Annotated in this window: 20 protein-coding genes; 10 read left to right on the top strand and 10 right to left on the bottom strand. The window is 65.1% G+C overall.

What is annotated here, in order from left to right:
* Nucleotides 1–9: 9 nt before the first annotated feature.
* The 7 genes from WDLP6_RS09460 (at nucleotide 10) to WDLP6_RS09430 (ending at nucleotide 7,094) form a co-directional block, all read left to right on the top strand.
* Nucleotides 10–990 carry a tripartite tricarboxylate transporter substrate binding protein gene (locus tag WDLP6_RS09460; protein WP_162592118.1) on the top strand — a complete coding sequence of 327 codons (981 nt, stop codon included), beginning with the start codon at nucleotides 10–12 and terminating at the stop codon, nucleotides 988–990.
* A gap of 8 nt (nucleotides 991–998) precedes the next feature.
* Nucleotides 999–2,258, top strand: coding sequence for an acetyl-CoA hydrolase/transferase family protein (locus WDLP6_RS09455; RefSeq protein WP_162592117.1), 1,260 nt, complete (start codon nucleotides 999–1,001; stop codon nucleotides 2,256–2,258).
* Entirely contained in the window at nucleotides 2,255–3,037 is a 783-nt protein-coding gene (locus WDLP6_RS09450; RefSeq protein WP_162592116.1) for an enoyl-CoA hydratase/isomerase family protein, read from the top strand. The genes WDLP6_RS09455 and WDLP6_RS09450 overlap by 4 nt, the downstream gene beginning before the upstream one ends.
* Nucleotides 3,038–3,095: 58 nt before the next feature.
* A complete protein-coding gene (locus tag WDLP6_RS09445) occupies nucleotides 3,096–4,274 on the top strand; it encodes an acyl-CoA dehydrogenase family protein (protein WP_162592115.1) in 1,179 nt (392 codons plus the stop codon).
* Nucleotides 4,275–4,276: 2 nt separating this feature from the next.
* Complete coding sequence (locus WDLP6_RS09440) at nucleotides 4,277–5,152, top strand: HpcH/HpaI aldolase/citrate lyase family protein (RefSeq protein ID WP_162592114.1); 876 nt, start codon at nucleotides 4,277–4,279, stop codon at nucleotides 5,150–5,152.
* 84 nt (nucleotides 5,153–5,236) lie between these two features.
* Nucleotides 5,237–6,496 (top strand): CaiB/BaiF CoA transferase family protein, encoded by a 1,260-nt coding sequence (locus WDLP6_RS09435; RefSeq protein WP_162592113.1) that lies wholly within the window; start codon nucleotides 5,237–5,239, stop codon nucleotides 6,494–6,496.
* Nucleotides 6,497–6,509: 13 nt separating this feature from the next.
* Nucleotides 6,510–7,094 carry a DUF2889 domain-containing protein gene (locus tag WDLP6_RS09430; protein WP_162566773.1) on the top strand — a complete coding sequence of 195 codons (585 nt, stop codon included), beginning with the start codon at nucleotides 6,510–6,512 and terminating at the stop codon, nucleotides 7,092–7,094.
* Here the strand turns inward: WDLP6_RS09430 and WDLP6_RS09425 are convergent.
* On the bottom strand, nucleotides 7,043–8,050 hold the full coding sequence (locus WDLP6_RS09425) for a LysR family transcriptional regulator (RefSeq protein WP_162592112.1): 1,008 nt from the start codon (nucleotides 8,048–8,050) through the stop codon (nucleotides 7,043–7,045). The genes WDLP6_RS09430 and WDLP6_RS09425 overlap by 52 nt on opposite strands.
* A 98-nt stretch (nucleotides 8,051–8,148) precedes the next feature.
* Here WDLP6_RS09425 and WDLP6_RS09420 point away from each other — a divergent pair, with 98 nt between their 5' ends.
* The 3 genes from WDLP6_RS09420 (at nucleotide 8,149) to WDLP6_RS09410 (ending at nucleotide 11,319) form a co-directional block, all read left to right on the top strand.
* Nucleotides 8,149–8,637, top strand: coding sequence for a (R)-mandelonitrile lyase (locus WDLP6_RS09420; RefSeq protein ID WP_162592111.1), 489 nt, complete (start codon nucleotides 8,149–8,151; stop codon nucleotides 8,635–8,637).
* 34 nt (nucleotides 8,638–8,671) lie between these two features.
* Nucleotides 8,672–9,655 (top strand): aldo/keto reductase, encoded by a 984-nt coding sequence (locus WDLP6_RS09415; RefSeq protein WP_162592110.1) that lies wholly within the window; start codon nucleotides 8,672–8,674, stop codon nucleotides 9,653–9,655.
* 125 nt (nucleotides 9,656–9,780) lie between these two features.
* On the top strand, nucleotides 9,781–11,319 hold the full coding sequence (locus WDLP6_RS09410) for a cation:proton antiporter (protein WP_162592109.1): 1,539 nt from the start codon (nucleotides 9,781–9,783) through the stop codon (nucleotides 11,317–11,319).
* Between the two features lie 653 nt (nucleotides 11,320–11,972).
* Here the strand turns inward: WDLP6_RS09410 and WDLP6_RS09405 are convergent.
* The 9 genes from WDLP6_RS09405 to WDLP6_RS09365 all read right to left on the bottom strand — a co-directional run bounded on the left by WDLP6_RS09405 (nucleotide 11,973) and on the right by WDLP6_RS09365 (nucleotide 20,153).
* Nucleotides 11,973–15,347 (bottom strand): O-linked N-acetylglucosamine transferase family protein, encoded by a 3,375-nt coding sequence (locus WDLP6_RS09405; RefSeq protein WP_162592108.1) that lies wholly within the window; start codon nucleotides 15,345–15,347, stop codon nucleotides 11,973–11,975.
* A 274-nt stretch (nucleotides 15,348–15,621) separates the two neighbouring features.
* Nucleotides 15,622–15,804: a hypothetical protein gene (locus WDLP6_RS09400; RefSeq protein WP_162592107.1), complete on the bottom strand. Its 183-nt coding sequence runs from the start codon at nucleotides 15,802–15,804 to the stop codon at nucleotides 15,622–15,624.
* A gap of 7 nt (nucleotides 15,805–15,811) precedes the next feature.
* Entirely contained in the window at nucleotides 15,812–16,231 is a 420-nt protein-coding gene (locus tag WDLP6_RS09395; RefSeq protein WP_162592106.1) for a DUF5681 domain-containing protein, read from the bottom strand.
* A 17-nt stretch (nucleotides 16,232–16,248) separates the two neighbouring features.
* The gene (locus WDLP6_RS09390; RefSeq protein WP_162592105.1) at nucleotides 16,249–16,719 is read right to left on the bottom strand and encodes a hypothetical protein; all 471 of its coding nucleotides are present in this window, start codon (nucleotides 16,717–16,719) and stop codon (nucleotides 16,249–16,251) included.
* Nucleotides 16,716–18,251: a YfjI family protein gene (locus WDLP6_RS09385; protein ID WP_162592104.1), complete on the bottom strand. Its 1,536-nt coding sequence runs from the start codon at nucleotides 18,249–18,251 to the stop codon at nucleotides 16,716–16,718. The genes WDLP6_RS09390 and WDLP6_RS09385 overlap by 4 nt, the downstream gene beginning before the upstream one ends.
* On the bottom strand, nucleotides 18,248–19,135 hold the full coding sequence (locus tag WDLP6_RS09380) for a toprim domain-containing protein (protein ID WP_162592103.1): 888 nt from the start codon (nucleotides 19,133–19,135) through the stop codon (nucleotides 18,248–18,250). Before WDLP6_RS09380 ends, WDLP6_RS09385 begins: the two co-directional genes overlap by 4 nt.
* Entirely contained in the window at nucleotides 19,132–19,323 is a 192-nt protein-coding gene (locus tag WDLP6_RS09375) for a hypothetical protein (protein WP_162592102.1), read from the bottom strand. Before WDLP6_RS09375 ends, WDLP6_RS09380 begins: the two co-directional genes overlap by 4 nt.
* 14 nt (nucleotides 19,324–19,337) lie before the next feature.
* On the bottom strand, nucleotides 19,338–19,583 hold the full coding sequence (locus WDLP6_RS09370) for a helix-turn-helix transcriptional regulator (RefSeq protein ID WP_162592101.1): 246 nt from the start codon (nucleotides 19,581–19,583) through the stop codon (nucleotides 19,338–19,340).
* Nucleotides 19,584–19,643: 60 nt separating this feature from the next.
* Complete coding sequence (locus tag WDLP6_RS09365; RefSeq protein WP_162592100.1) at nucleotides 19,644–20,153, bottom strand: hypothetical protein; 510 nt, start codon at nucleotides 20,151–20,153, stop codon at nucleotides 19,644–19,646.
* Nucleotides 20,154–20,171 lie beyond the last annotated feature (18 nt).

Here is a 20,171-nt window from a genome sequence, read left to right as displayed (position 1 = left end):
GACAACACCATGACCCTCAAGAACTCACTCACGCGGCGGACCTCGTTCGCCGCCTGCGCAGCCGCCTTGCTGCTCGCCTGCGCGACGGCGCAGGCCGCCTGGCCGGACCGGCCCATCAAGCTGATCGTGCCCTTTGCGCCGGGCGGCAGCAACGACAACATCGCGCGCGTGATCGCATCCAAGCTGGGCGCCCGGCTCGGCCAGAGCGTCATCGTCGACAACCGCGGCGGCGCGGGCGGAACCATCGGCACCGACTACGTCGTGAAGTCACCGGCCGACGGCAACACGCTGCTGTTCGTCTCGAGTTCCATCACGACCAACCCCGCCATCAAGAAACTGAGCTACGACCCGATCAAGGACCTGACACCGATCGGCGAGATCGGTGCGGGCGCCTTCGTGGTCGTGGTGGGAAACAAGGTCAAGGCGAGCACGCTGCAGGAATTCATCGACCTGGCGCACGCCAAGCCGAAGAGCATCAGCTACGGCTCGGCGGGCATCGGCGGCATCAACCACCTCGGGACCGAACTGTTGGCATCCGCGGCCAAGATCGAGCTCGTCCACGTCCCATACAAGGGCATCGGTCCGGCCTTCACCGACCTCATGGGCGGCACCCTCCAGATGCTCCTGCCGAGCCTCGCTTCGGCGGTGCCCTACATCAACGCGGGCCAGATGCGCGGCCTGGCGGTGACGAGCGCGCAGCGCTCGCCGCTGGCGCCGCAGCTGCCGACAGTGGCCGAGGCCGGCGTGCCGGGTTTCCAGCTCACGGTGTGGTGGGGGCTGACGGGTCCGGCGCACATGCCGGCGCCGGTCGTGAAGCGGCTCAACGATGAGCTCAACGCGGTGCTGGCCGCGCCCGATGTCGCCGAGTTGCTGGCGCGTGAAGCCGCCACGCCGCAGCCCGGATCGCCCGAGCAGTTCGGCAAGACGATCGCCGACGACTACGCGCGCTGGGGCCAGCTCATCAAGGATGCCCACATCCAGGCGGAGTGACGCGCGCCATGCCCCAGACTCTGCCCATCGATCAGCTCCGCTTCGCGGACTGCCTGCGCCCGCGCGATGTCATCGGCTGGCCGCAAGGCCCCGGCGAGCCGCTCGCATTGACCGAAGCGCTCGTCGCGCAGCGCGCCAGCCTGACATCGGCTGAATTGTTCTTCGGCCTGTCGGCGTCGGACACGCTGCGTCCCGAGCTGGCCGATCACTTCGCCTTCCGTGCCCTCAATGGTGCGGGCGGCAGCCGGCGCGTCACCGCGATGGCGGACATCTATCCGTGCCACGTCGGTTCGATTCCTTCCCTGCTGCGCAGCGGCATCCTGCGCGTGGACGTGGTGCTGATCCAGGTCCGCGCGCTGCCCGCCGGCGGCTTCACGCTCGGCGTCATTGCCGATTTCACGCAAGCCCTGATCCGGCAAGCGAGGCTGGTGGTGGCGCTGGTCAATCCCGCATTGCCGCTGCTGGCCGGCGACGCCGTGGTGGATGCAGCGGACATCGACCTGCTCGTCGAGAGCGATGAACGCCTCATCGACATGCCGGACCCCGCACCTTCTTCCGTCGAAGCCCTGGTGGCACAGCAGGTGGTGGCGCTGATCCCCGACCGCGCAACGATCCAGCTCGGCGTCGGCACGCTGCCGGCCGCGGTCGCGCACGCACTCGCCGGCCACCGCGAGCTTGGCGTGCACAGCGGCGTCGTCTCGGACGTGCTGGTGGACCTGATCGAGCAAGGCGTGGTCACCAACGCCCACAAGGGGCGCGATGCGGGCCGCACCGTCACCGGCGGACTCTTCGGCACGCAACGCCTGCGCGACTTCGCGGAGCGCTCGGGCAGCGTCGATCTGCGCAGCGTCGAGTACACGCACCACCTCGCGGTCACGTCCTCGCTGTCGTGCTTCCACACCATCAATTCGGTGATCGAGATCGACCTGTCGGGCCAAGCCAATGCCGAGATCGCGGGTGGCCGCTATCTCGGTGCGGTGGGTGGCCAGGTCGACTTCGTGCGCGCCGGCATCGCTTCGCCCGGCGGGCGATCGATCATCGCCTTTCCTTCGACCACGCCCGACGGCAAGCACTCGCGCATCGTCGCTTCGCTCGAAGGCCGTCCGGTCACCACCGCGCGCAGTGACGTCGATGTGATCGTGACCGAGCACGGCGCGGCGCATCTGCGTGGTTGTTCACTGCGCGAGCGCGCGCGGCGGCTTGCGGCCATTTCACATCCCGACCATCGCGACGCGCTGTTGCATGGACTGTGCAAGGAGCACGCATGAACCAGGACCTTTTTCTAGATGAACTGGGCCACGGTGTCTTCCAGATCCGGCTCGAGCGCCCGGAACGCATGAACGCACTCGGCGTGGCGACCGTGGCTGCGCTGTCGCAGGCGATATCGGATGCCGCCGCGAAGCAGGCCCGCGTGCTCCTGATCCGCGGCAGCGGCCGTGCGTTCTGCGCGGGTGCCGACCTCAAGGAACGCAAGAGCATGGACCTCGCGGCACGGATGGCGCACAACGCGGGCATCAACGCAGCCGTCCATGCGCTCGCCGCATCGCGCTGCGTGACCATCGCTGTCCTGAACGGCCTGGCGCTCGGCGGCGGACTCGAACTGGCGCTCGCCTGCGACCTGCGCATCGCCGCCGCCGGCATCACGCTGGGCCTGACCGAAAGCCGCGTCGGCGCCTTCCCCGGCGCAGGCGGTACGCAACGGCTGCCGCGCCTGATCGGCGTGAGCCGCGCGCTGCAGATGATGCTCAGCGGCGATCCGGTGACCAGTGAATACGCCCTGGGCATCGGCCTCGTCAACGAGCTCGCCGCGCCCGACGCCCTCGACGCGCGCGCGCTGGCCTTCGCGAATCTGCTGGCCGGCCGCTCGGCGCCCGCGCTCGCTGCGCTCAAGCAGCTCGTCTACCAGGGCATCGAGCTGCCGCTCGCCGACGGGCTGCGGCTCGAGCGCGCGGCGCTGCCGGACATCCTCGGGTCGGCCGACTACGCCGAAGGCCTTGCCGCCTTCGCCGAGCGCCGGCCTCCGCGCTTCACGGGCGTCGTGGCATGAGTCACAGCGCGCCTTTCACCGAACCCTGCAATCCACCGACCCGACAAGGAATCACATCATGAGCAACCAGAGACTTCTACTCACCGAAGAGCAACGTTCGTTGGTGGGCACCGTCCGCAGCCTCGCCAAGGACAAGGACTTCCGCGGCAACTCGATCAAATACCTGGACGGCACCTATCCCTGGGACAACCTGAACGCGCTGGCGAAGATCGGCGTGCTGGGCATGTCGATCCCCGAGGAGTACGGCGGCTCGAACCTGCCGGTGTTCGACACCGCGCTGATCATGGAGGAAGTCGCCAAGCACTGCTACTGCACGGCCATGGCACTCATGGGCATGGTCGGCGTGCAAGTCCGCGTCATCAGCACCTACGCGCCGGAGAGCATGAAGCGCGACATCCTGCCCAAGGTCGTTTCGGGCGAAGCGCATTTGGCCGTGTGCATGACGGAGCCGCATGCCGGCACCGACGTGCCCAACTACAAGACCAACACCGTGATCAAGGGCGACCGCGCCGTGGTCAACGGCGTCAAGACACTGATCAGCCGCGCCAACGAGGCGCAATGGTTCGTCGTCTTCACCCGCATCAACGGCACGCCCGGCCGCGAGGGCATCGGCTGCGTGCTCGTGAACCGCAACACGCCCGGCTTCGAGGTCACGGCGCGCTACCACACCATGGGCGGCGAGTACCTCGCGGAGATCCAGTTCAACAACTGCGAGGTGCCGGTCGAGAACGTGGTCCTGCGCGAAGGCGGATTCAAGAAGCTGCTGTCGGCCTTCAACACGCAGCGCTGCCTGAACCCGAGCGTTTCGCTGGGCCTGGCCGAGGCGGCCTTCGAGGAAGCCATCGGCTACGTGCGCGAACGCACGATCCGCGGTCACGCCGTCGCCGAGTTCCAGGGCATCCAGTGGAAGCTCGCCGAGATGTACCGCGACATCGAGGCCGGCCGCAGCCTGCTGTACCGCGCATGCCTCACGGCCAACCCCTTTCCCGATCCGCACGACGCCGCGATCGCGAAGATCTTCGTCAACGAGATGGCGATCCGGGTCGCGACCGAAGCGCTGCAGGTGCACGGCGGCTACGGCTTCTGCGACGACTATCCGATCTCGCGCATCTACCGCGGCGTGCGCTACGGCACGCTGGGCGGCGGCGCCACCGAAGCGCTCAAGGACCTGGTCGGCAAGAAGCTGGTGGCCGACTTCGATCCCGTGGACGGCTTCCTCTCGATGGGCACGTTCTGATCATGCGCTCGCTGCTCTTCGTGCCGGCGCATGACGCGCGCAAGCTGTCCAGGGGGCTCGAATCCGGCGCGGGTGCGCTGATCATCGACCTGGAGGATGCGGTGCCCGAGGCCGAGAAGCCGCGGGCGCGCGAGATGTGCGCCGAGTTCGTCAGCGCGCATCGCGAGCGCCTGCCTCTGTTCGTGCGCGTCAACGCGCTGACGACCGGCCTCACCGCGGACGATCTGGCGGCCGTGGTGCGTGCGCGTCCCTACGGGCTCATGCTGCCCAAATGCACGGGCGGCCGCGACGTCGCACTGCTCGACGCCCAGGTCTCGGCGCTCGAAGCCCGGTACGACGTGGCCGCGGGCTCGTTGCGCCTCCTGCCCATCGTCACCGAGACCGCTGCCAGCCTTTTCGGCATGGAGAGCTACGCACGCGAGGCCGGCGCCCGACTCAGCGGAATGTTCTGGGGCGGCGAAGATCTGGCGAGCGACATCGGCGCCCTGGCGAACCGCGGGCCCGATGGGCGCTACACCGCGCCCTATCAGCTCGCACGCGCGCTGACCTTGCTCGGCGCCACGGCCGCGCAGGTCCCGGCCATCGATGCCGTCTACACGAACTTCCGCGATCCCGAAGGCCTGAAGGCCGAAGCGGCCGAGGCGGCGCGCGATGGCTTCTCGGCCAAGGTGGCGATCCATCCGGACCAGATCGGCCCCATCCACGAAGCCTTCACGCCGTCGAGTGCCGATGTGCACTGGGCGCAGCGCGTGATCGCGGCATTCGACGCCTCGCCTGCGGCCGGCGCGATCGCGGTCGAGGGAAAGATGCTCGATCGCCCGCACCATCGCGCCGCGCAGCGGGTGCTGGCACGCGGGGCGCCGGTGCAGCGCGGATGACGTCGCGAGAAGCCATCCGTCCATCCTTCATTCGATCCATCCTTCCTTCATTCATTGCCAGCCCTGGCGAATCGCGGAGGCTCCATGCCCTCACCTGAATCCACGTCGAACGACGCCCGCACCGACTACCCGCTCGCCGGCCTCACCGTCATCGACCTCTCGCATGTCTACAACGGACCGTACGCCACCTTCCTGATGGCGATGGCGGGGGCCGAGGTCATCAAGGTCGAACCCTTCCAGGGCGAGCACCTGCGCAGCCGCGGCGACATGGGCGGCGCGGCCCTCCCCTTCGCGATGCTGAACTCGAACAAGCAGCCCGTCACGCTCAACCTGAAGACGGAACAGGGCCGCGCACTGCTGCGCGAGATGGTCGCCAAGGCCGACGTGCTGGTGGAGAACTTCGCGCCCGGCGTGATGGACCGCCTGGGCGTCGGTGCCGCGCAACTGCACGAGATCAACCCGCGGCTGGTCTACGGCTCGAGCTCGGGCTACGGCAAGTCCGGCCCTTACCGCGACTACCCGGCCATGGACCTCGTGATGCAGGCGATGTGCGGCGTCATCGATTCGACCGGCTTTGCGGACCAGCCGCCCGTCAAGTCCGGCGCGGCCATCTGCGACTTCATGGCCGGCATCCATCTGTACGGCGCGATCATGACGGCGCTCTACGAGCGCGAGCGCACGGGCCGAGGCCGCGTGGTCGAAGTGTCGATGCAGGACGCGACCTATGCATCCCTCGCGTCCAACCTGGGCATGCTGCACGCGCGCGGCGACGCGGCGCCGGCACGCACGGGCAACCGGCATGGCGGGCTCGGCATCTCGCCCTACAACGTCTACGAGACGACCGACGGCTATGTGGTGCTCAATGCGCCGGGCGACCATCACTTCCGCGCGATCCTCGAGGTCATGGGCCGGGGCGACCTCAAGGACGATCCGCGCTTCCTGACCCGCACCTCGCGCGTCGAGCACTTCGCCGAGGTCGATGCGCTGATCGAGGGCTGGACCCGCTCGCTGGCCAGGAACGAGGTCGCCCAGCGCATGCTGGCCGCGAAGGTCCCGTGCGCGCCGGTGCGGCAACTCGCCGAAGTGATGCACGACCCGAACATGCATGCGCGCGGCAGCCTGCAATGGATCGACCACCCCGAGCTCGGCAGCGTGGTGCTGCCGCACTCGCCCCTCGTCTTCGAAGGCACCGTGCGCCGCCCGATCGAGCCGAGCCTGCCGCTGGGCGCGCGCAACGGCGCAGTCTTCGGCACATGGCTCGGCCATTCGCAGGAGGAGCTGGCCGCGTACGAGGAAGCGGGCGCCATCGGCCCGGTCCGCCCAGAGACGACAAGCCGCGCTTGAGCGCGCATCCGCCATGCCCTTGCCAGCGGCCGAACCGCGCCACGCATTGCACCAGCGCCGCGTCGAATTGCAGGGCTACGCGCGGCTGGACGGGCTCTACGACATCGAAGCCCGCATGGTCGACACCAAGTCCTGCGCGATGACCCTCGGGGACTTGCGCCACGTGGCGCCGGGCGAGCCGATCCACGACATGTCGATCCGGCTGGTGGTCAACGACCGGCTCGATCTGATCGAGGTCGAGGCCTGCATCGATGCTTCGCCCTTCGCAATCTGCGGTGAAGCGACCCGCGTTCTGCAGTCCCTGAGAGGCTTGCGCATCGGTCCCGGCTGGTCGGGCGCGGTGCGCGAGCGGCTCGGCGGCCGCCAGGGATGCACGCATCTTGCGGAGTTGCTCGGCCCGCTCGCGACGGTCGCGTTCCAGACCTTGTGGCAGGTGCGGGAGTCCCTGCCGACACCCGTCGACGCGAGCGGGAAACCGCGCAAGATCGACAGCTGCCATGCCTATGCGAGTCACCGCGACGTGGTGCGCCGGCGATGGCCGCAGTACTACGACGGAGACGAGGCTGTCGATGCCGCGCGCGACGACTGGCGCGGGTAGGCCTTGCGCCCCTTCGCTTCGGCCGCCTGCAGCTCTTTCGCCGTCAACACGCAGGCCGGGTTGTCGACCAGGCGCTTGACCGCGAGGTCGATGAAGGCCCTGACGCGCCGGGGCTGGGCGGTGCGGCTTCCGTAATAGACGAAGGTGCTGGAGTGGTCGGCCACGTGCCGGGTCAGCAGCGGCACCAGGCGTTGCGCGCGAATGTGCGGCGCGGCGGTGACGCCGGTCAGGAGGCCGAGGACGTGCCCGGCCAGCACGGCTTCGGTCTCCAGCGCTTCATCGTTGACGCACAGCGCGGGAACCACGGGGTGCTCCACCATGCTGTCCTCGACCTTGACGTACCAGGGCAGAACCCGGCCGGTGCCCGGATGGCGAAAGGCGCTGCAGCGATGCGCGGCGAGTGCGCCGAGCTTGTCCGGCGCGCCATGGCGGATCAGGTACGCGGGCGCCGCGCAGATGATGAGTTGAAGCGGGAACAGCTTGCGTGCGATGACGCCTTCCGCCGGCGAAGGCCCGACGCGAAAGCCCACGTCGACGCGGTCTTCCACCCAGTTGCCGATGCGATCGTCCAGTTGCACGTCGGGTTGCACTTCCGGGTAGAGGCGGCAGAACTCGTCGAGCACGGGCCACAGCACGGGTGCGAAGGTCGAGCGCGGACCGACGATGCGCAGCGGCCCCGCGATCTTGTCCTTGGCCTGCCTTGCCATGTGCAGCGCGCGCTGCAATCCGAACAGCGCCGGCTGCGCGGCCTCGAGAAACTGCCGCCCCTCGTCGGTGAGCGACAGGCTGCGCGTCGTGCGGTGAAACAGGCGCACGCCCAGGTGCCGCTCCAGCTGCGCCAGGGCCTGGCTCGCGGCCTGCGGGGTCATGCCCTGGGCAGCAGCGGCCTGGCGCAGACTGCCGAGCTCGGCGGCCTTCGCGAAGGTCTCGATGGAGCGCAATTCGTTGATCGGCATGACGGACTCCTTGTCATTCGATTATCAACAGCAACTTGCCAGTCCTTCAAGGCTTTGCTCGCTATTCGAATGAGAGTCACAGGCCTACAGTTGCGGTCATGGACATCAACACCCGCGGCGAGGCCGCCCGCTCCGCGCCATCTCCCCTGCCCGCTTCGGCGCCCATGCAGGCGGACGCCGGCTTGCAGATCGCGCGCAACGGTTCCCAGCCGTCCGCCAGAGGGCCGGCCGACTGCTTCACCGGGACAGTGCGGGTCGACCCGCTGTTCCTCCAGCCGCAAGGTGCCGCACGCGCGACGGGCGCCTATGTGACCTTCGAGCCGGGCGCGCGCACGGCCTGGCACACGCACCCGATCGGGCAGACGCTGATCGTCACGGCAGGTGCTGGCCATGTGCAGCGCTGGGGTGATCCGATGCAGGAGATCCGGCCCGGCGATGTGGTCTGGATTCCGGCCGGCCAGAAGCACTGGCACGGCGCATCGCCGACCACCGCGATGACGCACATCGCCATCACCGAGCAGCCGGACGGCAAGGCGGTCGATTGGCTCGAGAAGGTCTCCGACACCCAATACATGGACCAGCCCTGAGCGGCGTCGCCCACTTCAAGAAAGAAAGCAAGACATGCAACATCGACAACTCGGTCAAAGTGGTTTGGAGGTCTCGGCCCTCGGGCTCGGCTGCATGGGCCTGAGCTACGGCTATGGACCTGCGACCGGCACCGCTGACGCCGTCGCGCTCATTCGCGCCGCCTACGAACGCGGCGTGACCTTCTTCGACACTGCGGAGGCCTACGGGCCCTTCATCAACGAACGCGTGGTCAGAGAAGCATTGCAGCCGATGCGCGACCACGTGGTGATCGCGACCAAGTTCGGCTTTCGCGATGGCGAGACCGGCAAGGGGCTCGACAGCAGACCGGAACGCATCCGGCAGGTGGCCGACGAGGCGCTCGAACGCCTGCGCACGGACCGCATCGACCTGTTCTATCAGCATCGCGTCGATCCGCAGGTGCCCATCGAGGAGGTCGCCGGCACGGTGAAGGACTTGATCCGTGAGGGCAAGGTGAAGCACTTCGGTCTCTCCGAGGCCGGCGTCGACAGCATCCGCCGCGCGCACGCCGTTCAGCCCGTGGCCGCCTTGCAAAGCGAGTATTCCTTGTGGTGGCGCGAACCGGAGAAAGAGATCCTTCCGCTGCTGGAAGAACTCGGCATCGGCTTCGTGCCATTCAGCCCGCTCGGCAAGGGCTTCCTGACAGGCGCGATCGACGCGCAGACCCCTTTCGGCGCCACGGACTTTCGCAACACGGTGCCGCGCTTCGCGCCGGAGGCGCGCCGCGCGAATCGTGCCCTGGTCGACGTGCTGGCCGGGATCGCTGCGCGCAAGCAAGTCACCCCGGCCCAGTTGGCGCTTGCGTGGTTGCTCGCCCGGAAGCCGTGGATCGTGCCGATTCCGGGCACGACCCGGCTGCACCGTCTCGAAGAGAACACCGGTGCTGCGTCCGTCGTGTTGTCTGCGGAAGATCTGGAGGAGATCGAGGCGGCCGTCTCGAGCGTCCCGGTCCAGGGTGCGCGCTACTCGGCGGATCGACAGAAGCTCGTCGGCCAATGAGCAGGCCGGCGCAGGAAGTCGGCCACGCTCGCTGATTGGCACGCCATCGCATCCACAAGCTGCGGTGGCGATGCAGTCGGAAAAGATGACTCGCGCCCGGGAGGCCCGAGAATGACAACCCGACCATGGCCACTTTCGAATGGATCATTGCGCTGTTGCTCGGCGCAGCGCTGCTTGCCGCGCTCGCGCGCAGGGTCGGCGCGCCCTACCCGACCTTCCTTGCGCTGGGCGGCATGCTGCTCGCGTTCGTGCCCGCAAGCCCCAACTGGACACTCGACCCGCAGCTCGCGCTGACGCTCTTCGTCGCGCCGGTGCTGCTCGATGCCGCCTACGACACCTCGCTGCGCGACCTGCGCGCGAACTGGCGGCCGGTGGCCGGGCTCGTCATTGCAGCGGTCGGCACGACGGTGCTGGCGGTCGCCTTCACGGCACGCTGGCTCGTGCCCGGGATGCCCTGGCCGGTCGCGATCGCGCTCGGCGCCATCGTCGCGCCGCCCGATGCGGCCGCCGCCACGGCGGTGATGCGCCAGGTGAAGCTGCCGCACAAGCTGCTGAAGATCCTCGAGGGCGAAAGCCTGTTGAACGACGCCAGCGCCTTGCTCGTCTATCGCCTCGCGATCATGGCGATGATGGGCGGGCATCTGGGCTTCGGCAGCTTCGCGCCGGTGTTCCTGCTGACCGTCTTCGGAAGCCTCGCGGCCGGTGTGGGCGGTGCCTACGTCCTGCGGCCGTTGACGGCCGGGCTGCGCGACGTGCCGATCGCGCTGATCGTGCAGTTCGCGCTGACCTTCGGCGTCTGGATCGCGGCGGAGGCCATCGGGCTGTCCGGCATCCTGACCCTGGTCGCGTACGCGATGACGGTGGCGCGCGGCATCGGACCGCAGATGCCCGCGCGCATGCGGGTGCCGGTCTTCGCGGTGTGGGAGGCGGTGGTCTTCGTGCTGAATGCGTTCGCCTTCGTGCTGATCGGCATGCAGCTGCGGCCGATCTGGACACGGCTCGCGGCCAGCGGCGCGCAGGCCGATGCGCTCGTCACGGCCACGGTGGTGCTGGGCGTGACGATCCTGGCCCGCTTCGCGTGGGTGATGACGTACCAGGCCATGAAGCGCCGGCGGACGCTCGCATCGGGCGATGCAGCGCGCCCGCGGCCGACGGTCGGCGGTGGCATCGTGCTCTCGTGGGCGGGCATGCGCGGCATCGTCACGCTGGCCGCGGCCTTTGCCATCCCCGAGACATTGCCCGGCGGCGCACCGTTTCCGTACCGCGACCTGATCCTGCTGTGCGCATTCGCGGTGGTGCTCGGCACGCTCGTGCTGCAGGGCCTCACGATGGCGCCGCTGATCAGGGCCATGGGGCTGACCGACGACGATCCGGTCGGCCGCGAGATCCGGCTCGGCCGCACGCACGCCTACAACGCGCTGCTGGAGGCGATCAAGGACGACGACACGCTGTCCGCGAAATTGCTGCGCAAGGAATACGGCGCGGTGGTCGAACTGAACACCAGCCAGACGCAGGACGCGCCGGTCGATGAAGTGCCGGGCGGACCGCTCAGGCGGCGCGCGATCGCGGTGGCGCGGCAGCGTGCGTTCGAGCTTCGGCGCGACGATGTGATCGGCGACGACGCCTACCGGGTGTTGGTGCAGGAACTCGATTGGGCGGTGTGAAACCGATCTAAAGTAGGTCCGTGATCCGCAACAGTATTGGCTTTCGGTCTTCCCAACGACGATTTGTACCCCCTTCTGTACCCCCGTCACAGCGCAGATACCCCCTAATGGCGGGCGCCGCAAAACGGGCCGGCTTTGCGGCTCGAACGGGGTCGAAAAAATTGGCCGCTGTTGCGCGCACAAATCCGATCGCCTCGCGCTAAACGTGTAGAAACAAGTGGCGTATACCCACCGCACGCGGCGCTCTGTCTTACGGCAGAGCTTGCTTGTTTTCTTCAAGCGCGTGGAAGCTTTCCGTTCGGAAAAACGCTGTGCCGTCATCACGCCGTAGGCCAGTTCGAGACGATCTAAAACTTGGCGCAGCATTTGGGCCGCCTTTCGAAACTTCCAGTCGTCGAGCACAGGATCACCGACTACTGGAATTTGGTCCAACAGGCTTTGATAAGCCTCAAGCAGTCGGAGTCGTGCAGAAATTCGTTCGGGCATACATCCCCGCTGCTCGGCTGCGTGGCGAATCTCAGGATAGCTCATCACGTAGGCCCCACGATGGGGGCTGCTGGCAAGGCAAACTCCCACCGATAGGCCCCCTCGAGCCAAGATGCCTACCATGCAACCGCTGGGTTTGCGGTTCCCGACGCACCGACCCGGAGCCCTCAGTGCCACTGGCCCTCGATCCAGTTTGTCGGGGGTAGCCCCTTAACCTTCCGGTCCCAGGCGGCGAGTAGAAAATTTTCAAACTCCTTGCTGCTGTCCAAGCTTTCCACGTAGCGAACAGATTTTTGCCGCAGCTCCGCCGCTTTTTCGCTTCGCCAAGCTGCGTCGCTCGCCAACCTCAGTGCCAATTCCACGTAGTCTTGCTTGTCCCTCGCCGTGAGGCCAGATACGCCGATGTATTCATAGATCGCCGCCGTCCAGCGGCTAAAGGGAATATCGGCTGGGAGCGTCACGAGCGGAACCCCGAGCATCGCACCATCAAAACTGGAGGACATGCCGCAGAGCGGATACGAATCAAGACAACAGTCCACGGATTGCAGGAGCAGATGGGCATCGTTCTTCGTCAGAGTCGGCATGAAGACAACCCTGTCATAGCAGACGCCGAGTCGTTCACGCAGGCGGCTTCTTAACGTCCTGGCGGGAGGAAAATCTCCGCGAAGAAGCACCAGGATAGCCTCCTTGTCACGCTGCAGTATTTTGAGAAATAGTTCGTCCATCTCCGGATGGATCTTAGGCGGCGTATTTGCGCACAGATAGACGCGAACCTCCGGGCTTGCGTCAAGCAAACGCTTTCTGACCTCCGCGCGCGCTTCCGGGCTGATGCCGCCCTTGTCGTCCATGTCCGGCCTTTCAATCCAATAGGGGGGATGCTCGAACAAGGAGACTGCGGTCTTGTAGTAAGCTGCGGGATCTTCGGGTTCCGCCCGTCGCCATGAGATGTAGTAGTCGGAATTTGTCAGGCCATCCGTCCAGTTCGGCTCCAGCAGGATCATGTGCAGCGGCGCCAGTTTCGCCATCATGGGGTAAAAGGACGCGCCCATGGAAGGCCCGGCGATGATGATGTCGAGTTCCTCGCCTTCAATCGTTTGGATCGCGGCGTAAGTGTCGAGATCGGAAAACTCAACCGTCTTCCCCGCCCGCTCAAGCCAATTCTTAGCTGCCAGCGTTTGGCCCTGTTTGCCGGGGCGCAGGAAGACTGTTTCGAAGAGATCCGCATTCAGGCGCGGAAGCAAACCCGAAATCATGGGCATGGAGTCATGCACATTGATACCGACTCGGATCTTCTTCAGGCCTTTTGCAGAAGGAAGCAAATTCCGGCCGACATGCTGCGCAACGTGGTTCAGCCTTGGCCAGGTCCTGAAGGCCAACGTTTCGAATGCAGCCATGGCCTCCCCATAAAACTTCGGCTCGGCTTGGCAGAAAATCAACTGCCACGGCGTCCAACCGCCGCTCATTTCCAGGAGTGGGTCAACCAGTTCGACCGGACTTCCCGCCAGGGCCCTACTTGCGGCAATGAATTGCCTCAACCGTTCCTCATGCCCGTGGGCCTGACGGGGCACCATGGCTGGAGAGAGGTCATACATGATTCTCAGCGAGCGCTCATCGGCCCTGAACGCATCGCCGTCGACCCTATGAGATTCGATGATCGCGTTCAATATCCCGGCGGTAAATTCCGGCCTCAGGTCAAGATATCTGGACAAGAACACGAGAGAACGCGCCATGACGGTTGATTGCGGATTCTCGTGAAGAAACGAGATGAAGCGCTTCTTCAGGGTGTCCACGACCGCCGCATCGAGTCGTGATTCGAGTTCGGTGCAGATGAGGACAAACTCGACGGGAGCGCGCCTGCTGAACTCCTCGTAGAAGTCGACGATCGAAAGCGTCGCCACAACTCCCGCCACTAAGTTCGAATTCACATAGCGGTCGTACTCCACGCGGCTCGCGCATACCTGCATGTAGAGGGCCGACAGATTGGTATCTGCCGCATACCTTTGCTGCCCCCGCTCGAGGAGGTCGGCGCACTCGGACGTTTTGTCGAGCCTCAGCAATGCCAAGGATGAATAATAATAATCCTCGGCGTTCTCCAAGCTGCGCGCCGAGAGCCGCTTGTAGATGTCGGCGGCCTCGTTCCGGCGACTCATTTTCGCGAGCAGGTCGGCGGCTGCCCAGAGCGCAGCTGGATCTGTCGAGGTTTGCTGAACTTGTGCGAGCTTTCTTTCTGCAAGCTCCGCAAGACCATGCTCGGCACAGTATTCGATGAGATTGATATAGGTCGGTGAGTCGATGAACTGCTCAAACAACAGCTCACAGACCTCCGACTTGCTCCGCGCCGCCGGTGCCACGAAACGACTGACGCGATCCACTGCATGGATCTCGACGCAGATGCGTGTGAAATGTTCGAGCAGTTGCTCGGAATCCGGAAATTTTCGAAGCCCCGCCTCCAGCAAGTCGGCGGCCTGCTTGGGTTGCTTGATCCTGTATGCGGCGAGGCCGGAATACAACGCACTCTGAGCACTGTCCGGGGCCCTGGCGATCAACTGCCTGTAGATCCCTTCTGTATCCTTGGTGCGCCCTTGGTTGAACAGCAGGTCGGAAAGGATCCAGAGCTGCTCGATGTTGTCCGTGTCTAGAAGCGCGGAACGGATTCCTCGTTCAGCCAGTTCCGGCAGCCCAGCACGCAGGCAGCAACCAATGAGGTTTACCTGGACCTGCGGAGCCTTATAAGTATCAAGCAGCAGTTCCAACGCTTGCGCCTCGCTGCCTTGGTCCGGCAGGAGCACGCGGATGATGCGGTCCACCTGCCTCAGTTCGGAGCAGATACTCACGAAGTGCTCACGAAGATCTGCGGCGTCTGGATAGTCAGCCAACCCGTGTTCCAGCACCTCAGCAGCCCGGACGGGATGCTGCAGCCTGTACTCTGCGAGCGCAGAATGAAGAAGGGCCCGTGCATTCTCGGGTGGCCGGGCGGTCAGCCGCTGATAGATGCTGTTGGCCCGGTCGCTGCGCTTATGCAGCAGCAGCAAGTCAGCCAGCCGCCACGCCGATGTCGTATCGTGGCAATGGTCTAGGACGGAATCAAGCCTCGCGTCAGCAGTTTCGGCCATTCCATGAGCGAAACAATACTCGACAAGGCTTATCTGGACATTCGGTTCGGGGAACTCGACGAAGAGTGATTCACATGCTGCCGTCCGGTTCGCCGCTTTCCTGGAAAACCACAGAACGGCGCGATCCATCTGCCGCATATCAGCACAGAGGCGCACATATGCCTCGAGCAGCAGCCGATCCTCTGGAAACTTTCCGAGGCCTTCCTCCAGGATCTCCATCCCCTGTTTCAGTTCATCCACCCGCACTTGGGATAGGGCCACATAGAGGTGGTCGGAGGCACTGCGCGGCGTCACGCTAGCCAAGCGGCGATAGATGGCGACGGCTTCCGATGCGTTGCCTTCTGCGAGGGCCAAGTCGGCCTGCACCCATTGTTCCTGCATGCCCCGGGGTTCAGGACGCAACCGACCGATAAATTTTTTAATAAACATCGAAAGCCTTCAGAATCGCATCGCGCTGTCACCTTATATTTTTGCATGCGACAGGATTCACAAATTCTACATGGCTGTGGATCACCTGCAGTTCAGTCCCGAACTGATACGAACTCAACAAAAATCACCGGATGGCATCGTGAGACATTGCCCTCCCGGGCCAGCGCCTGTTCTTGATCTTCTCCGCTTCGCAAGAACACGACCCGCAACGATCCACTGCCTTCGGCAGCTGTCTTGGTCTCTAGGGCCGCGACCCGCCTTCCAAGGTCTTGCATCAACTACTCCTTTCTGCCGCCAGCGCCTTGCGCAGCTTCTTAAGTTCGTCGTCGAGGCTCTCACTGCCCGTCAGCACCCCCGCCGCGATAAGTTGGCCCTGAACAGTCGCAAGGCGCTTCGCCAATTGCGCGTCGGTGAGCCTGGACAAGTCGGTGCCCCGTTTGGCCTCAAGCGTCGTCACGCGGGCTTCAAGTGTTGAGATGCTTGGCCTCCAATGCTGCGATGCGAGCGGCTAGCTCGTCGGTTTCGATCAGCTTAGCCAATGCACCCAATCCGGACAAGAGTTGCGCGGCCTGTCCGGGCGCCAATTCTCCGGCACCAGCAGCAGCGAGCACAGCGCGCCCCTGATCCGCCAAAGGCCCATTGGGCAAGCGCATCGGTGTCGGCTGTTCCGCGGCCTTAAGAGGCGGCACGATGCGCTCTAACAGGAGCCGCGAAGCCGCGACGTCGCCGGCCTTGGCCTGCTCGACCAGCTTCTCGATGATCGCCGGCACATGCTCCGAAATCGCAGCCCGCAGTGCAGCAACCTCGCCGGTACCCGGCCGACGGCCTGCCGGATTGCCTGACTCGCCCTGTCTCCATCGCCCAACCCTTTTGCTGGTGGTCATCTTGCTAATTCCTTGCTTTAACAATCGACAAAAACAAAACCTTGGCAGCGCTGCAGGGTAGTCGCGAGATCGGTCGGCACAATCGGGCCGCCGGTGCCGGCACGCCGCCAAGTCGCGCAGCGGCGATTGGTCAGATTGGCACATTCCACGCATGCCCAGCGATCGTCGCCTTCGCGGTCCCGTCTCACCAAGCTATCGGCAAGCGCGGTCGCGTCGATCAAGGTCACACCGCGCCCGACGAACAACTCGACGCGCGACACTAGGCGGTCGATCTCCGCACCGTTCATCGCATCGGACCGCGGCCAGCACCAGCGATCGAGGTCCGTCGGATCGTCTTCGACTTTTGCGCCCGGAGAGTTTGCGACTGCGACAGTTGCGACTTCTGCGACAGTTGCCCCGCTCGCTGCCTCATGTGTCGCAACAGTCGCAAGTGTCGCAGTCGCAAACATCCGCAAACTGCCTTTGCGCATCAGGTCGGCCAAGCTCATGGCGTCACCTCCGCCAGCAATACCGGGTTCACCTGCACCAGCTTTTTGCGCCCGTCCTGCACCATGCGCGCCCGGCCCAGTTCCTCCAACTCTTTCACCGATTCGGCGAATGCCGCCTTATCGCGCAGTCCGCCCGGACCGCAACGCTGAACTTCGCGCGTCGGCACTTTGTCTGTGCGTTCGCGCCGGCAGAAATCCAACAGCCACGACTCCAGTCGCAGCGGATGGGCCAGCTCGATAGGCATCGCAAGCTCACCCAAAAACCGGCGCGCTTCGTTCAGGTGCCACGCCGCGATGCAAGCCCCCGACTCCATCGCGTCGATGCCGATTGGCCCAATGCTGCCCTCAAACACATGGAAAAGCGCCGCAAGGCGCGCGGCGTTGTCCGCGATCTTGCTGGCCACGTCGCGCACGTCGAACAGTTCGCCGCCGGTGGAAAGCATCGCCTCGATTTGATCGTGGAAGCCCACCCATGCCGCCTTTGCATCCGGCGCCAGTTTCAGCGCGGCCGGCGTGAGCGCACCATCGTCATCAATGGGCACGGCCCGATTCAGGATCGTGGTCAGTCGCGTGTTGAACGTCGCCAACGCTGGCCAGTTCGCCGGGGTTTCGGTGAAAGGCCGCATGCCCTGCGTCGATTCCGGCCATGCCACGAGGAAGCGGGCCAGAAAGCCGGTGCCGCGTGCCAACCCCTTGGTGCTGTCGAAAAACGCCCGCAAGGTGGCTTCCTGCACCTGCAACGCCATCGTGAGGCGGGCACCGCGCACGGTGAAACTTTCGGAGCTGCGCCGCTCCACTGGCAACGCTGCACCGTCCCACAACTGATTCAGCGCCGCCAGATTGCGCATCACTGAATCCTTGCCCATGCCGTGACTGCCGAACACGCTGCCGGCTTCGCTGCTGACCACACCGCCGGACGGCCATTGCTTGGCCAGGGCATAGGTCAGTGCTTCGGGCGTAGCATCGCCGTAGATCAGGCGGGGCACGCGCGGCGGCTTCGGCTCCGACTTGTCGAGGTCGCGCAGCTCACGTTCTTCGCCGTTGCTCGGCTTGCCGGTCTTGGCCTGAGCCTTGATCTTTTCTTTCACCCCGGCGCGCCGTGATTCCCATATCTCGTGATCCGACTTGTGGGCCGTCAGGATGGGTTTTGCAGCCTCTTGCTGCGCGGCTTCGTAGTCACGAATGCTTCGGGTAAAAAAGCCGTCGCAGGTCGATTTGCGCTCCCCAGAATCGGCGATGGCCAGCAAGAACAGCGAGCACGGCCCGGACAGTCTTTCTGCACGCTCTGCATCATGGTGGGCTTGGATCGCCAACGACAACGCAGCCAACGCCGACACGGCGATCATCGGCACCGGGGCTTTAACGAAACCGGCGACTTCCTGCACCGCCAACCGGACGGCCATAGGCAACGCTTCGATGGGGTATGGCTCCGCGTCGATTTTGGCAATCAGTGGCTGAAGCTCGGGCCAATCTAGCGCCGGGGCTTCGGCAGCCTCGATGCCGGCACGGACTGCGGCAAGGCCGGCGTTCATGCTTCACCACCGATCTGCACCGCACCGGCGAGCCGCTGCAGGTCGTTGTAATCGGTGTCCTTGTCACCGCGCTGCAGGTCGGTGAAGTCGGGCACCGCGACCTTGCCGCCCACAGCCTGCGCGGCCTGCTTGGCTGTGGTCAGCCCCGGATTGCCGGGCGTTTTCCAATCATCGTCGGCCGCGACAACGATATTCAGACACGGGTACTTCGCATGCAGCGCCACGGCCACCGCCAGCAGGTTGCCCGCGTTGAATGCCACGGCCACCGCATCACCGGTTGCTTGGTGAAGGGTCGCGCCGGTGGCGAACCCCTCGCACACGATCAGCCGGCCGCTGGGCTTGCCGATGGCGTAATAACAGCCCCGCACACGTCCGCCGGGTAGAAAGCGCTTGCCGCCGTCCGGCGCAATCGTTTGCAGGCTGTGCAGCTTGCCGGCGCTATCGCGCATCGGCACGAACAGTTGATGGCCGTCCGCACGAATGCCATGGGGCTTCACGCCTTTGGCAATGAGGTACGGATGCGCCACCGCCGGGGCTGCGGCATCCCACAAGGCCAGCGCTGCGACTGCGGCTTCGCCATGCCGGCGCGTCGTCTCAGCATCGCGCATGCGCTGGGCGGCTTTGACGCGCTCACGCATGCCCTGCCGCTCGGCTTCGCTCATGTCGTTGTCCGACTTGGCGCACCAGTTCTGCGCCTCACCAGAACGCCAGTCACCGAACGAACCTGCCGGCACGCCGTCCAGGTGCAGGACATACCACCCGGCATCGTCGCCACGCTTGCCGGTTGGACTGAAGCGGTGCAGCTTGCCGTCGTCGTTGATGGTGGCTGGTGGCGTCAATCCGGCCGACTCGATGGCGGTGAGGAATTGATCGATTGCGTTCATCGCGCACCGCCGATCTGCACCAAGAATGCATGCGCTGCGTCGAGCGTCGGCAACATCTTGAGAAAGCCCCAGTGCATAGCGGAGTAGGCCGCTGCGCCGTCCGCTGGGTTGCTGCGAACTAGGCTGTGACCGGCCAGCGCGGACCGGGCCGCCAACGTGGCGAACTGCTGATCTTCGGCCGTGTTCATGTTGCACAGCCCTCTCAAACCGTCGCCAGCTCTGAGCGCTTGGCATGCAAGCGAATCACAAGCTCCCGAATCGCTGCCTCCGATTGGCCCGCAATGCGTGCCGCGTTGATAGCCTGCACTTCTTGCGAAGGCCAGCCAACCGAACGCTCACCAATTTGCACGGGCTTCGTGAACAGCCCGGCGCGGATCGCGTTGTAGATGCTGGCGTGGCTGCGGTGTCCAGTTTCAGCCTTAACGGCCGGCATTCTCAGTATCGACATGGGGTGTTACTCCTGATCTCTCGCCTGCACGTTGCAGGGAGTGATCGGCATTGCACCGCTTTAGCCGTCCCGAGAAACGGGGGGATATTGCGCAATTTCTCCCCGTATGCCTTGATCACCGCAAAGATGGATCAGCAGTGCTTCGTCAAGCTGGTCCATTGGCTGGTACTTTTCACGAATGCGGCGCGCATCGCGGAGGTCAAGAGCCTTTCCGGTCGCAGCTTGTCGCGCCGCGTCCATTGCTTCCTCGATTCGCGCCTCGATGTATCCCCGTTGCTTCAGTAAAGCCCCGAACGCGGCCAGCGGTTCCTGCCATTCGGGAAATGGATCTTTCGGCCGCCCCCTGTGTCGCTCAACCTCAACGTTCATTGCCCGATCGGCTTTCATGTCGTCCGCAACGTCGATCAAGCATTGAGCCAGGTAGAAGCGCATCGGCTCGGACAGGTGATTGGCGTAGAGGCCGGCGACGCAGATCTGTAGCGCCGCTTTGCCAGCAGCAGCATCCCCCTCGCGAGCCCGGGCAATTGTCATCGCCTCAAACTCGGCGCCGGTCGGTAGCTCATCGTTCATGTTGCAAACACGTTCCTG

Source organism: Variovorax sp. PBL-E5 (assembly GCF_901827185.1).
Lineage (GTDB): Bacteria > Pseudomonadota > Gammaproteobacteria > Burkholderiales > Burkholderiaceae_C > Variovorax.
Note: the sequence above shows the minus strand (reverse complement) of the source record. Positions and strands in the feature narration are given on the sequence as shown.

Bases quoted from the DNA above. Each gene is read 5' to 3' on its own strand.
- WDLP6_RS09390 (WP_162592105.1), bottom strand. From the start codon at position 16,719: ATGAGCTTGGCCGACCTGATGCGCAAAGGCAGTTTGCGGATGTTTGCG.
- WDLP6_RS09440 (WP_162592114.1), top strand. From the start codon at position 4,277: ATGCGCTCGCTGCTCTTCGTGCCGGCGCATGACGCGCGCAAGCTGTCC.
- WDLP6_RS09385 (WP_162592104.1), bottom strand. From the start codon at position 18,251: ATGAACGCCGGCCTTGCCGCAGTCCGTGCCGGCATCGAGGCTGCCGAA.
- WDLP6_RS09420 (WP_162592111.1), top strand. From the start codon at position 8,149: ATGGACATCAACACCCGCGGCGAGGCCGCCCGCTCCGCGCCATCTCCC.
- WDLP6_RS09370 (WP_162592101.1), bottom strand. From the start codon at position 19,583: ATGTCGATACTGAGAATGCCGGCCGTTAAGGCTGAAACTGGACACCGC.
- WDLP6_RS09375 (WP_162592102.1), bottom strand. From the start codon at position 19,323: ATGAACACGGCCGAAGATCAGCAGTTCGCCACGTTGGCGGCCCGGTCC.
- WDLP6_RS09415 (WP_162592110.1), top strand. From the start codon at position 8,672: ATGCAACATCGACAACTCGGTCAAAGTGGTTTGGAGGTCTCGGCCCTC.
- WDLP6_RS09435 (WP_162592113.1), top strand. From the start codon at position 5,237: ATGCCCTCACCTGAATCCACGTCGAACGACGCCCGCACCGACTACCCG.
- WDLP6_RS09380 (WP_162592103.1), bottom strand. From the start codon at position 19,135: ATGAACGCAATCGATCAATTCCTCACCGCCATCGAGTCGGCCGGATTG.
- WDLP6_RS09450 (WP_162592116.1), top strand. From the start codon at position 2,255: ATGAACCAGGACCTTTTTCTAGATGAACTGGGCCACGGTGTCTTCCAG.
- WDLP6_RS09410 (WP_162592109.1), top strand. From the start codon at position 9,781: ATGGCCACTTTCGAATGGATCATTGCGCTGTTGCTCGGCGCAGCGCTG.
- WDLP6_RS09455 (WP_162592117.1), top strand. From the start codon at position 999: ATGCCCCAGACTCTGCCCATCGATCAGCTCCGCTTCGCGGACTGCCTG.
- WDLP6_RS09425 (WP_162592112.1), bottom strand. From the start codon at position 8,050: ATGCCGATCAACGAATTGCGCTCCATCGAGACCTTCGCGAAGGCCGCC.
- WDLP6_RS09405 (WP_162592108.1), bottom strand. From the start codon at position 15,347: ATGTTTATTAAAAAATTTATCGGTCGGTTGCGTCCTGAACCCCGGGGC.
- WDLP6_RS09460 (WP_162592118.1), top strand. From the start codon at position 10: ATGACCCTCAAGAACTCACTCACGCGGCGGACCTCGTTCGCCGCCTGC.
- WDLP6_RS09445 (WP_162592115.1), top strand. From the start codon at position 3,096: ATGAGCAACCAGAGACTTCTACTCACCGAAGAGCAACGTTCGTTGGTG.
- WDLP6_RS09365 (WP_162592100.1), bottom strand. From the start codon at position 20,153: ATGAACGATGAGCTACCGACCGGCGCCGAGTTTGAGGCGATGACAATT.
- WDLP6_RS09395 (WP_162592106.1), bottom strand. From the start codon at position 16,231: ATGACCACCAGCAAAAGGGTTGGGCGATGGAGACAGGGCGAGTCAGGC.
- WDLP6_RS09430 (WP_162566773.1), top strand. From the start codon at position 6,510: ATGCCCTTGCCAGCGGCCGAACCGCGCCACGCATTGCACCAGCGCCGC.